13 protein-coding genes are annotated in these 12,241 nt (G+C 36.9%); 9 read left to right on the forward strand and 4 right to left on the reverse strand.

What is annotated here, in order from left to right:
- Positions 1 to 240 precede the first annotated feature (240 nt).
- The 5 genes from ASU02_RS25035 to phoU all read left to right on the forward strand — a co-directional run bounded on the left by ASU02_RS25035 (position 241) and on the right by phoU (position 4,740).
- Entirely contained in the window at positions 241 to 1,233 is a 993-nt protein-coding gene (locus tag ASU02_RS25035; RefSeq protein WP_057768294.1) for a PstS family phosphate ABC transporter substrate-binding protein, read from the forward strand.
- Positions 1,234 to 1,328: 95 nt separating this feature from the next.
- A complete protein-coding gene (gene pstC, locus ASU02_RS25040) occupies positions 1,329 to 2,279 on the forward strand; it encodes a phosphate ABC transporter permease subunit PstC (protein WP_408607313.1) in 951 nt (316 codons plus the stop codon).
- Complete coding sequence (gene pstA, locus ASU02_RS25045) at positions 2,280 to 3,158, forward strand: phosphate ABC transporter permease PstA (protein ID WP_057768300.1); 879 nt, start codon at positions 2,280 to 2,282, stop codon at positions 3,156 to 3,158.
- A 73-nt stretch (positions 3,159 to 3,231) separates the two neighbouring features.
- The gene (pstB, locus tag ASU02_RS25050) at positions 3,232 to 4,020 is read left to right on the forward strand and encodes a phosphate ABC transporter ATP-binding protein PstB (RefSeq protein ID WP_095396765.1); all 789 of its coding nucleotides are present in this window, start codon (positions 3,232 to 3,234) and stop codon (positions 4,018 to 4,020) included.
- A 57-nt stretch (positions 4,021 to 4,077) separates the two neighbouring features.
- The gene (phoU, locus tag ASU02_RS25055; protein ID WP_057768306.1) at positions 4,078 to 4,740 is read left to right on the forward strand and encodes a phosphate signaling complex protein PhoU; all 663 of its coding nucleotides are present in this window, start codon (positions 4,078 to 4,080) and stop codon (positions 4,738 to 4,740) included.
- A gap of 24 nt (positions 4,741 to 4,764) precedes the next feature.
- Here the strand turns inward: phoU and ASU02_RS25060 are convergent, their stop codons facing one another.
- Positions 4,765 to 5,229 (reverse strand): endolytic transglycosylase MltG, encoded by a 465-nt coding sequence (locus ASU02_RS25060; RefSeq protein ID WP_057768309.1) that lies wholly within the window; start codon positions 5,227 to 5,229, stop codon positions 4,765 to 4,767.
- On the reverse strand, positions 5,222 to 5,611 hold the full coding sequence (locus ASU02_RS25065; protein WP_057768312.1) for a hypothetical protein: 390 nt from the start codon (positions 5,609 to 5,611) through the stop codon (positions 5,222 to 5,224). The genes ASU02_RS25060 and ASU02_RS25065 overlap by 8 nt, the downstream gene beginning before the upstream one ends.
- A gap of 371 nt (positions 5,612 to 5,982) precedes the next feature.
- Here ASU02_RS25065 and ASU02_RS25070 point away from each other — a divergent pair, with 371 nt between their 5' ends.
- Together ASU02_RS25070 and ASU02_RS25075 are read left to right on the forward strand one after the other, a co-directional pair.
- Complete coding sequence (locus ASU02_RS25070) at positions 5,983 to 7,371, forward strand: glycosyltransferase family 4 protein (protein WP_082631931.1); 1,389 nt, start codon at positions 5,983 to 5,985, stop codon at positions 7,369 to 7,371.
- Positions 7,372 to 7,402: 31 nt separating this feature from the next.
- Entirely contained in the window at positions 7,403 to 8,029 is a 627-nt protein-coding gene (locus ASU02_RS25075; RefSeq protein WP_057768315.1) for a hypothetical protein, read from the forward strand.
- 60 nt (positions 8,030 to 8,089) lie between these two features.
- On the opposite strand, the gene ASU02_RS25080 is transcribed toward ASU02_RS25075, so the two are convergent.
- Positions 8,090 to 8,923, reverse strand: coding sequence for a hypothetical protein (locus tag ASU02_RS25080; RefSeq protein ID WP_057768317.1), 834 nt, complete (start codon positions 8,921 to 8,923; stop codon positions 8,090 to 8,092).
- Positions 8,924 to 10,957: a penicillin-binding protein PBP4(5) gene (gene pbp4 / locus ASU02_RS25085; RefSeq protein ID WP_057768320.1), complete on the reverse strand. Its 2,034-nt coding sequence runs from the start codon at positions 10,955 to 10,957 to the stop codon at positions 8,924 to 8,926.
- A 170-nt stretch (positions 10,958 to 11,127) separates the two neighbouring features.
- Between pbp4 and ASU02_RS25090 the strand changes: the two genes are divergently transcribed.
- The gene (locus ASU02_RS25090; protein ID WP_057768323.1) at positions 11,128 to 11,799 is read left to right on the forward strand and encodes an FHA domain-containing protein; all 672 of its coding nucleotides are present in this window, start codon (positions 11,128 to 11,130) and stop codon (positions 11,797 to 11,799) included.
- Positions 11,800 to 11,964: 165 nt separating this feature from the next.
- Complete coding sequence (gene rpmG / locus ASU02_RS25095) at positions 11,965 to 12,114, forward strand: 50S ribosomal protein L33 (protein ID WP_009332954.1); 150 nt, start codon at positions 11,965 to 11,967, stop codon at positions 12,112 to 12,114.
- The last annotated feature ends 127 nt before the right edge of the window (positions 12,115 to 12,241 follow it).

Raw genomic sequence — 12,241 nt, forward strand, 5'->3', positions numbered from 1 at the left:
AAATAGAGAAAGGTGAATTTGAGGTCTCTCAAATTCACCTTTCTCACTATTTGAAGCTAGTTATGTCCCAGCCTCTTTTTTTATGTCGATAACCTGTTATTTTCTTCGCAGATAACAATTTTATACTTCGTTTTGCAGTAATTTACAAAACCTTTACATTCAATTAAAACTAGGTTAATGCTTGAGCCTTATTCTATACGTGTAGGACAAAACAACCAATCTCTTAGGGGGAATAAAGAAATGAAAAGCTTTAAGTACTTAGCACTTTCAACAATGATTGGAGCAGCGCTTGCGTTCACTGCGGCTTGTGGAAAAACAGATAATGAAGCGACAGCAAATGGATCTCAAGCAGAAGGAAATAGTACAGAGCAGAAAGCGGGAGAAGAGAATAAACAGCTTCAAGGTGAAATAAATCTTGATGGATCCTCAACCGTTTATCCAATTATGGAGGCAGTCGTTGAAGAGTTTGGTATGGAGCAGCCTGGAGTGAAGGTTTCTGTTGCATCATCAGGTACAGGCGGCGGTTTCAAAGCCTTTATTGCAGGAAGTACAGATATGAGTAATGCTTCCCGTCCAATTAAAGATGAAGAGAAGGCGCAATTAGAGGAAGCAGGAATTGATTATACAGAATTTAAATTAGCGAATGACGGTCTATCGGTTGTTGTTCATAAAGATAATACATGGGTTGACCACTTAACGGTAGAAGAATTGAAGAAAATGTGGGTTGAGGATGGAAAAGCAAGAAAATGGTCAGATATTCGTGAAGGCTGGCCAGAAGAAGAAATCAAGTTCTATTCTCCTGGGACAGATTCTGGAACATATGATTATTTCAATGAAGTTATATTAGAAGATGCACCAATTGTCGAGAGTGCAACACTTTCTGAGGATGACAATGTATTAGTACAAGGTGTTACAGGTGATAAAAATGCAATCGGCTATTTTGGCTATGCGTATTACGCTGAGAATAAAGATAAATTAAAGGTTGTTCCAGTTGATGGAGGAAATGGGCCAGTTGAACCAACAAATGAAACCGTTGAAAGTGGAGAGTACGCGCCATTATCACGCCCGCTATTCACATATGTAAAGAATGAATCATTAAAAAATGAAGAAGTATACGAGTTTGTAAAATATACACTTGAAAATGCTGCCGTTCTTTCTGAAGATGTTGGCTACGTAAAATTAAAGGATGAAGAATATGAAGCGGCACTTAAAGCATTAGAGGGGTTAAAGTAAGAGGTACATGAAATAAACTTTACTTGAAGATGGGAAGTGCGTAAATACGATGCTTCTCATCTTCCTTCGTTACACGGATGAAAGGGGTTTTCATTTTGGCTTTACAAAAAACGACCAATTCTTTTTCTGTTCAAGAACTCATTCAGAAAAAGAAGGAAAAGAAAAGCTCGAATCTTCAGGTAGAAAGAATCATCCCATTTTTATTATTGGTTACAGCCATTGTATCAGTGCTGACAACGCTTGGGATTGTTCTTACATTATTTGCTGAAACTATTACCTTCTTTACGAAAGTTCCCATTCAAGAGTTTTTGACTGCACAGAAGTGGTATCCTTTCTCAGAGACACAAGGTTCATTTGGGATTCTTCCACTTGTTGCAGGAACATTGAAGGTTTCAATTATTGCTGCATTTGTTGCGGTACCGATTGGCTTAGCATCTGCCATATTTTTGAGTGAGTACGCATCTGATCGAACACGCAGAATTATTAAACCGATACTGGAAGTATTAGCAGGCATTCCGACAATTGTTTATGGATTCTTTGCTTTAACTTTTGTTACACCACTATTAAGAGAAATGATTCCTTCCCTTGAAATATTTAATGCGCTAAGCCCAGGAATTGTCATTGGAATTATGATTACACCAATGATTGCTTCACTATCTGAGGATGCCATGTCAAGTGTTCCCAATTCGATGCGCGAAGGTGCTCTTGCCCTTGGCTCCACTAAATTTGAAGTAGCGATAAAGGTTGTTCTTCCAGCAGCTATTTCAGGAATCATTGCTTCTATCGTTTTAGCCATATCAAGAGCGATCGGAGAAACAATGATTGTTGCGGTTGCCGGCGGATCCACGCCAAATTTAAGCTGGGATGTCACTAGCTCCATCCAGACGATGACGGCTTATATTGTTCAAGTAAGCCAAGGGGATGCGGGATATGGAACGACAATCTATTACAGCATATACGCTGTCGGGTTTACGTTATTCTTGTTCACATTGGGAATGAATTTACTTGCTCAGTTCATCTCTCGACGTTTCAGGGAGGAGTATTAAATGAAATTAATTAATCATACAAAAGTTCTAAAGCATATGAAGCCAAGAATTATTTCAAATGTTTTCTTTCGGCTGTTATTTATGGCTGCGACAATATTTGGCTTGTTAGTCCTAGGCATTTTATTATATCGGGTAATTACTCAAGGAATTGGCTATCTTGATTTACAGTTTTTGCAAAATATTCCGTCACGGAAACCGGAGCAGGCGGGTGTTAAAACTGCTTTTATCGGGACAATTTGGTTAATGGGGGTAGTGGCACCTGTCACTTTACTGCTGGGTGTCGGTACTGCAATTTATCTTGAAGAGTATGCTAAGAAAAGTCGTTTTACAAGGTTTATTCAGGTAAATATTTCGAATCTTGCAGGGGTGCCTTCCATTGTTTTTGGATTATTAGGGTTAACTGTATTCGTACGTGCCTTGGCTCTTGGAACAAGCGTTTTAGCAGCTGGATTAACAATGAGCTTGCTTGTCCTTCCAATTATTATTGTTGCATCCCAAGAAGCGATAAAGGCAGTTCCAAAGGAATTAAGAGAAGCTTCTTATGGGATGGGGGCAACAAAGTGGCAAACGATTCTCCATGTAGTGCTTCCAGCCGCAATTCCGGGGATTCTGACAGGCGGAATTCTTGCTCTATCAAGGGCAATTGGTGAAACGGCTCCATTAGTTGTACTTGGTCTGCCATTGTTTCTTGCCTTTTTGCCAAAATCCGTATTCGATATGTTTACGGTGCTGCCGATGCAAATTTATAACTGGACAGGTCGTCCACAAGAGGAATTCCAAGGCGTAGCTGCAGCAGGAATAATCGTATTGCTAACCATGCTGATTATTATGAATTCTATTGCCGTTTTCATTCGAAATAAATTTCAAAAACGCTATTAAGCGAAGCTAAATAGGATGAAGGGAGACTGACGAGATGAACGCAACGATGGAAAAACCGAGAGTAAGACTTGTAATGAATGAGAAAGACATGGACGCACTGCCAAATAAAGAGATCGTATATAAAACCAGTGAATTAAACTTATGGTATGGGGAAAACCATGCACTTAAAAATATTGACCTAGATATTTATGAAAATGAGGTAACAGCAATCATTGGTCCATCAGGGTGCGGAAAATCTACGTACATCAAAACATTAAACCGAATGATTGAATTGGTGCCAAGTGTAAAAACATCAGGAAAAATTGAATATCGCGGTCGAAATATTTTTGATAAATCATATGAAGTGGAAGAGCTTCGTACAAGAGTTGGAATGGTCTTTCAAAAGCCAAACCCCTTTCCTAAATCGATCTATGAAAATGTAGCATACGGTCCAAAGATTCATGGAATCAAGGATAAGAAGGTGCTTAACCAAATCGTAGAGGAAAGCTTAAAGGGTGCAGCCATTTGGGATGAAGTGAAGGATCGCTTACATGAAAATGCATTTGGGCTGTCTGGAGGACAGCAGCAGCGTCTTTGTATCGCCCGCTGTCTTGCTATTGAGCCTGATGTTATTTTAATGGATGAGCCAACATCTGCACTTGATCCGATTTCAACATTAAAAGTTGAAGAACTTGTGCAAAAGTTAAAGAAGGAATTTAGTATTATCATTGTCACACATAATATGCAGCAGGCTGCACGTATTTCTGATAAAACTGCGTTTTTCTTAAATGGGGAGGTCATTGAGTTTACGAACACAGACAAAATTTTCTCCAATCCCGCTGATAAACGGACTGAAGATTATATTACGGGCAGATTTGGCTAATGAACAAAATGTAAATAATCTGCTAGTTGCTTTAAAGATGAAAGGAGAAATTGTGGCATGTCTGTAAGAGGAAAGTTTGATTATGACTTAAAGGAATTACAAGGAAAATTACTGGAGATTGGCAGCTTTGCTCAAGATGCATTAACAAGATCAATTGATGCACTAGAGACAAAAAATATTGAATTGGCTCTTGAAATTATGGATGATGATGCACAGGCTGATCTGATGTATGAGGAGATCAATGATTTTGCAATTCTGCTGATTGCAAAGCAGGCGCCAGTTGCAATTGATTTAAGGCGCATTATTGTGGCAATCAAAATTGCGACTGATATTGAAAGGATTGCCGATTATGCTGTAAATATTGCAAAATCAACGATTCGAATCGGTGCAGAACCGCTAGTGAAACCGATCGTTCATATTAAGCAAATGCATATGCTTACTTTAGAAATGCTGAAATTATCATTAGAGGCCTTTGACGATGAAGATATTGTTAAGGCAAAGAAGGTTGCTCAAATGGATGATGAAGTAGATGATTTATATGGTCAAACAATCAGGGACCTATTACAAATCAATCTGCAAAATCCGGAGTTTTTACCGCAAATTACTCAGCTCTCCTTTATTTGCCGTTTCCTGGAAAGGGCAGCAGACCATGTAACAAACATTTCTGAACATATTTTCTATCTTGTTAAAGGCCGCCAATATGATTTAAACAATAGTTAACATACAAAAAGCTAAGGGAACCCCTTAGCTTTTTGTAATGATTTTTGCCATGTCTTTGTAGCTCATTTTTGAAGTTAATTCAAATGATCCTAGCTGGATTTTTTTGCTGTATCCGTTCTCTTCTAAGTAGAGTTCAAATCTATTGGCATCATCGATAATTTTTTCTTTTGCAAGGATATCGGCAATATCACGTGAAACCATTCCACTCACAATTTCTAGCTGATAAGCAGTGACCGATTCTTTAGATTTAGGCGGATTAGGAGTTTGCTCTTTTTTTTCTTTACTTGTCCGATTAGAAAGGGTTTTTTCCATTTGTTTGTAGTTGTCTTTTGTTAAAACAACATACCCTTTTTCCTCTATAAAGGTTTTTGCACGATCTATATTCATTTCTGGTGCTTTCTTATCATCAATACTAAAATAAAAAATTCCAATAATACAAACAGAAAGCAATACCCCAAAGGCAAAAGCTCGTGTATTTCTTCTATTCATATCGTTGCCCTCTTTCAATCATCTCACTTAAAATCGTTTCCACCTCATTTGGCGATAAGGATGATTGCCGAGAAATTTGATCAACAGTTAAACCTTGCTGAGCTAAAGACCAGACTTGATTTTTAATAATCTCGTGTATCTCTTTTTTTTCTGAAGGAAATGATTGTCGAATCGATGAAGAGGGGTGAAATGCTTCATCACCTACAAGCAATTCTTCTTCCAACACTTTTAGTTTCTTTTTTATCACATACATTTCTTGAATTTGCTGCATGGAAAGCTGATCGATTTCCTCCCGTATGATTTTATATGGGTCTTTTAAAAAAGCGGAAATAATCAACAGAATCAATGCGAAGGCAAGCAGACCAACCATTACATATTCCAAAAAAAACACCTCGATTTTGTACAATTCATAATGAACATAAATACTTACTGTATGTCATGAAGATATTTTACCATGATTATCGACAATATTCGATGGGATTCATTTTATCAAAGCAAATGGTCAATCGTTTTGTCGTTTTATTTAATGAAAATAAGTTGAATTTTATCGATTTATATCATTCTAACTGAGTGATAAATTTTTTTTTCTCTATTTTTCTAATGAAATAAGGGTACAGCATGAAACGACAATTTCTGTTCATTGTGAGACATGTGTTTCGATGCTAACATAAAGATAGAGAAATAGGAATATTATGCATCTTTTTATCATAATTTAGTTATTTGACTTTCGTGTTCAATGTAGTGGGGTGGATGATGGATAGAGGCAGGAAGAAAAGTAGAATACGAAGGGTCTATTCAAAGCAAAATGAGTTGACCTCTTATTCATTGCCATGGTCAGAACATGTTAGTACATATAGTTATTATGAAAAAGCGGATGGAAAAATATTAATTAATGAGAAAAGCAAGGACCTTGAAGAGCTATTTCAAAAGTATTTACTGAATGGGAATCATTGTAAAGCAATATCTAAAGCTGATATTTTAACGATTCTTCTACTGGCATGGGAATACCCTCCACATCTTATTGGCGGTCTAGCAAAGCATGCTCATGGCCTTTCAATTGGGCTTCAAAGATTAGGGTATAAGGTTTATGTGATAACGGCCAATCCTGGTTATTTAAAAAGTGAGGAGTTTGCAGAGGGAGTCCATATTTATCGTGTGAGTTCTTACTGCGATAACAATAGTGATTTCTTCAAATGGGTTGCTGGTTTAAATGCAGCAATTGCAGAGAAGGCATTACACTTAGCCAGAAAACATTCCTTTTCGATTATACATGCCCATGATTGGCTAGTTGGTGAAAGTGCAAACTTTATTAAGTCTAGTCTTAATCTTCCTCTTATCACTACCATACATGCGACAGAGCATGGAAGAAATCATGGGATCTATACAGAACTGCAAAGCTTCATTCATGAAAAGGAACAGAAGTTAGTATTGACTTCTGATCATATAATTGTTTGCAGTGACTATATGAATGAGGAGCTTGTTCAGTTATTTGAAATAAGTGAGAAAAGGATAGCTATAATCCCTAATGGTGTGGAGAATGATCGTATTAAATTAAAAAAGAATGTTTTAGCGTCCTTGCCAATGCAGACTGATAAACGGCTAATCTTTTCTATTGGTCGCATCGTCAAGGAAAAGGGGTTTGACACGCTTATAGAAGCAGCTTTTTTAATGAAAGATCAATTTCCTGACGTGTATATAATTATTGCCGGAAAAGGACCGATGCTTGCAGATTATCGAAGAAGAGTCAAACAGCTTAATTTGAAAAATGTTTTTTTTGTCGGATTTATTTCAGAAGAGATAAAGATTGCCCTTTATAAAATTTGTACGTTAGCTGTGTTTCCAAGCAGATATGAGCCGTTTGGTATTGTTGCTTTAGAAGCGATGCAGCATGGGAAGCCAGTCATCGTTTCCCGGACAGGAGGTTTACAGTCAATTGTCGAGCATGGATTTACAGGACTATTGATGATACCTGGAGATGCGTCAAGTTTAATCGAATTGGCTTCTAATCTTCTAGAAAATGAATTAGAGGCTGAGCGAATAGGTATGAATGGGAAAGTTATGGTCGAAAAAAAATTCAGCTGGCAGAAAATTGCTGAAGAAACAATCAGGGTTTATAAGGAAACATTAAAGTCTTACTATTGAGATTATTAGAACTTGCGGAGGTGAAGGAACAATGAAAACAGAAACTTGTATTCAATCGAATGTATCCAGGGATAAACAGCAGGCATTAATAAATGGGCTTCTTGTGATCCCTGGAATTTGGGTGAGTGGAAAAACATACTGGATGAAACAAGGGAAAAAAGAACTTTCGTTAGAAGAAGGGATATCATTGCATTTGAAACAAGAATATGGTCAAAATCATACTCAATTATTTAGTTTTGAGCTTTCCAATCATTACGATCAACCTGAATCTGTTAAGGTTCTTTTCCAACACCGATCCCAATATTGGGATAACGAACATGTATCATTTATTTCGCCATCAGAAGATGCTGTTTTTCATATGGGTGCTGATCAGGTCCATTTAGTTAATGGCTGTATGGGCAAAGGAGAAGTAAGAAAAATGTGTACGATCCAGCCTCTTTGGAATATTTATAAGAACAGAATCTGGGATTGCCTAGAATCTGGTAAGATTCAGTATCGGCCAATGGCCAAAGGAAATGTGGTTAGTTTGTTAATATATGACTATCATTTTTTGGGTAAAGGAACATTTGCTGGAGAAACATGGGTCATTAATGGGAAAAATGATGCTGAATTAATAAATTTAAACAGTTCACTGCTAACAGGTAAAATTATAAATTAATTTACTGCTGTATGGGGAATAATAAAGCCTTGCAGGTTTCACTCAGCAAGGCTTTTTCTATTAATTAAAAGAAAAGGTAAACGTCTTAGCTTTTGTCAGTAATTCGTGAGTATCTCCATCAAGAATATCAGAGGTCGTAAATGAAAAGGAGTTCACCTCTTTGATGGTTTTATCAGAATCAATTAATAATCCTATCGTTCCTTCTCTTTTTTCATTTGCTTTATGGTCTATTCTGCTTACACTTTTCGTCCCCATTATTGTATCTCCCGAATAAATGAAATTCTTTTCAGCCACATTGTAGTGTAGAGTGTTATTAAAAGATACGTTTTCCATACTGAAAAATTGAAGCTCATTTGAAGAAGTATTTTCTACAGTATAAGTGATTTCAAAATAGGTAATTTCTTTTCTTATATCCCTTTTTGTTGATGCTTCTTTCTCGAATATTTCTTCTATGCTTACATTATCTTTATAATATAATGCATACGTTTCAGCAAAGCTCAAACCAGTAAATTCCTTTAATTCCTCTTTTACTTCTTCTTTCATTTGAGTTAGCTTTATTATTTTTAACGCTTTTAACTGAATGACCATAGAGGATAATGTGAAAGTCTTGTTTATTGGTAATAATTGCTGCAATGTTAATGTTCCCCAATCTCTTTGCCGAACCTTTTGTCCGACGAAGTGAAGGTAGCTTCCTCCATATCCATCCACCATAGGGATGGATTCTTCCTTTATATTTTTTTTCTCTTCCTTTTCATTTATATGATTCTCTGCAGAAGGATAAATAAAGAAATAACAAACGGTTAGTATACCAAGTAGAAAAATCAGCATAGCAGAAATGACAATAACTAATAATTTTTTGGTGCCGTCACTTTTATCTTTCTTGTTAATGTTCAATTAATATGACTCCTTCCGGGAAAGGTAGCTATCTAAAATCGGCTTTATTTTTGCTGTTACATAATGACTCTCTCCACGATCTTTTACATCCTCTACAAGGGCAGAAATTAATACAGAGGGAGAATTTGTATCGAAAACAACAGCAAAGCCATTCTCCAATCCATCTTCATCTTTTTTGCTTTTAAGCTCGGCAGTTCCTGTCTTTGCTCCAAGAATCTTCTTGTTCGTCTTCAGATTATGAGCGGTACCTCCTTCAAGCTCTACTACTTGAATTAATGCCTCTTTTACACGATTAGCCACGTCACTTGTGATGACTGTTTTGTGCTCAGGCGCTTTTTTATCATCAATCAATACAGGCATAGTCATAGATCCATCATTGATAAATGGAGTAAAGGCAATTCCTAAATGAACTGGAGACATTAAAACCTCTCCTTGACCATAGGAAGAATCAGCCAGTAATATTTCATTCCGAATCCCATTATTGGACAACTGGCTTTTCTTTAAATAAATTGGCAGGCTAAATCCATCTTTAAAACCAAAGGCAAGTGCATGTTTTTCAAATACGTCAGCCCCCATTTCGAGGGCTTCCTGTGCAAAATAAATATTGTCCGAATAAGCTATTGCCTCTACCATATTAACTGAAGAGACATCTTTTACACGTGTTACATAGTACCCTCCCCAGCTATTGTCCTTTTTCCAGCGCAAGCCGGAAATTTCCCGCCTTTTCTCTGGGTAAGTTGTTCCTGCGGTCAGACCGATGGCTGCAGTGATAGCCTTAAAGGTTGAACCAGGAGCATATAAGCTTGAGAAACGATTTAAGAAAGGAAGTTCGGGATCCTCGCTATATTCTTTCCATTGATCTGTTGTCATTCCGCTTACCATTAAATTCGGGTCGAAGGAAGGAGAGCTGACCAATGCGAGCATTTCTCCAGTTACAGGATTCATTGCTGTTACGGCACCTGCATCCAGTTTCATCGCCTCATACATTTCACTTTGCAAAGTTGAGTCAATAGTAAGCTTAATGTTTTCCCCATCGATGGCATCCACTTTTTTGATAATAGTTTTCTGCTTGCCTATCTCATTTTGTATTTGTATGATGCCGCCTTTTTTTCCTCTTAACTGCTTCTCATACACTTCTTCTAATCCTGTCTTCCCAATGTAATCACCAATTGTATATTCTGAGTCTTTTTCCAAATCCTCAGGAGTCACTTCCTTTACATAGCCAATTAGATGTGCACTGCTTTCCTTTTCTGGATAATATCTGATTTTTCTAGATTGGAAGGAGACGCCTGGCAAATGATCCCCAGCCACACTTTCTGTATGAAAATCTACAGGCATAAGTGCAATTGGGACAAAGACATTATCTGTTACCCATTTTTGATTTAGTGCTTTATGAAAGGTTTCTTGCGGTATATTAAAATAATCACTTAGCTTTTTGATGCTTTCCTCTTTGGATCTCCCTAGCTTCCCTGGAATAATGCCCATTTCGTAAACTTCCTTATCTATTGCAAGCGGAAATCCGTATCTATCAAGGATTTCGCCCCTCTTAGGCAGAAATGTACGAACATTTATTTTATCTCCTTTTTCCATTCCGGGTAAGATCATCGATGGATTCCATTTCACCCTCCATTCCTTTCGCTTATTTCCTGTATTTTCTTTTAAAAATTTTGCATCGTATGATGACTCGATATCACCTAGGAAGGTTTTAATCTTTACTGTAAATCGTCCTTTATATGAACTGCTATCCTCGTCGTAATGGAATTCCTTAGTTATTACACTCATAGAAGATGCCTCTATACCAGAAAAGATCGCCTGATATTTCTTTGCAAGGCTATTTCTTGTGTAATTATAGTTTTCTAATTCTTCTTTTGATGCATATTGCAGCATATCATCGAAATTTTGTTCTGAAAATTGTTTTATATAGTCATTAAATACTTGTTCCGGTGTTGTTTGCTCAGCTTGAAAAACATGCCATAGCAGAATGCCTCCCAGCACTACTAAAATCATGAATAAAATGAATAGTCCTTTCTTCATTGCTGCTCCCTCTCTCACAAATTAGTTTATTATGTTGTTTTATTCTTTAAATTTAAGTGTTTAATCCTATATAATTATAAAATTGAGTCCTTGGTTCAACCATGTAAAGGAAATGATAAGTACATAAAAAGACTCGCAATATTTTGACTTTTAAGGGAGATTAGAAGAGAATGGGCACCAAAACTTTTCAGATTGTGTTGAAATCAATGCATAAAGGGCAAGCTGAGGATGTTGCTTATGTCTCTGAGGGAAAAAGCCTATTGATTGGCCGAGCTAGCCAGCATTCTACAGTTGATTTCAAGCTTTACAATGATTTCGTATCAAGGGAGCATTGTCGAATTTACATGAATGGGGGCAAGCTCCATATAGAGGATTTAGGGAGCAAACATGGCACTGCAGTAAATGAAATAGAACTTGTGCCAAATGAGCCCAGTGAGATTGCGCCTGGTGATAGAATCACTTTGATTCACGGGCTGATTGAGTTATATATATGTATTGACAATGATCTTACAAGGGAATTTACCTCGATGAATGTAGACATACCACCAACCATTGCCATCAATGAATACCTTCAAACATTAATCATTGGTGAAGAACCGATTAAGTTATCGGCAAAGGAATTTACTTGCTTAAAATTATTGTATGAGAATATGGATAATCTAATTTTGAAGGAAGAGATAGTAGAAAATGTATGGCCTGAGAGAGTTGGAGAACCTGATAAGCTTGTGACTGCAGAAGAAGTTGCTTCACTGCTATACAGGGTACGCAAGCGTGTAAAAGGATATTTCACAATTAAAGCAGTCGCTCAAAAGGGCTATTATATGGAATCCATTAAAAATTAACAGCAAATTTGATCTTATTGAAATGATAAATTTAGTAGAAATTTGAGTCGAAAAATAATTAAAAAACTCACTTTTAAAAAACACACTAGCATTTCATTATAAAAAGTGATATTATAGAAAAGTCGTATGAACGAACTAGTCATCAATAGTTTGGAGGGAAATTACATGCGTGTGAATATTACGTTAGCTTGCACAGAATGTGGAGATCGTAACTATATTTCTAAAAAAAATAAACGAAACAATCCAGATCGTCTTGAGCTTAAAAAATACTGCCCAAGAGATAAGCGTTCTACTACACATCGTGAGACAAAATAAGCAGTGGGGTGATTCCTACTGCTTTTTTTGTTGTTTAAATTAGAAAAGCGAAGGCGACTGTTCAGCGACGAATGGACTGGAGGGCTCCGGACTGAGATAAAGGAAACACGGAGAGCGAATGCGATTC

Origin of the sequence: Cytobacillus praedii, assembly GCF_001439605.1 — a bacterium.
Lineage (GTDB): Bacteria > Bacillota > Bacilli > Bacillales > Cytobacillaceae > Cytobacillus > Cytobacillus praedii.

Bases quoted from the DNA above. Each gene is read 5' to 3' on its own strand.
- pstA (WP_057768300.1), top strand. From the start codon at position 2,280: ATGAAATTAATTAATCATACAAAAGTTCTAAAGCATATGAAGCCAAGA.
- phoU (WP_057768306.1), top strand. From the start codon at position 4,078: ATGTCTGTAAGAGGAAAGTTTGATTATGACTTAAAGGAATTACAAGGA.
- ASU02_RS25070 (WP_082631931.1), top strand. From the start codon at position 5,983: ATGGATAGAGGCAGGAAGAAAAGTAGAATACGAAGGGTCTATTCAAAG.
- pbp4 (WP_057768320.1), bottom strand. From the start codon at position 10,957: ATGAAGAAAGGACTATTCATTTTATTCATGATTTTAGTAGTGCTGGGA.
- ASU02_RS25035 (WP_057768294.1), top strand. From the start codon at position 241: ATGAAAAGCTTTAAGTACTTAGCACTTTCAACAATGATTGGAGCAGCG.
- ASU02_RS25090 (WP_057768323.1), top strand. From the start codon at position 11,128: ATGGGCACCAAAACTTTTCAGATTGTGTTGAAATCAATGCATAAAGGG.
- pstB (WP_095396765.1), top strand. From the start codon at position 3,232: ATGAATGAGAAAGACATGGACGCACTGCCAAATAAAGAGATCGTATAT.
- ASU02_RS25060 (WP_057768309.1), bottom strand. From the start codon at position 5,229: ATGAATAGAAGAAATACACGAGCTTTTGCCTTTGGGGTATTGCTTTCT.
- rpmG (WP_009332954.1), top strand. From the start codon at position 11,965: ATGCGTGTGAATATTACGTTAGCTTGCACAGAATGTGGAGATCGTAAC.
- ASU02_RS25075 (WP_057768315.1), top strand. From the start codon at position 7,403: ATGAAAACAGAAACTTGTATTCAATCGAATGTATCCAGGGATAAACAG.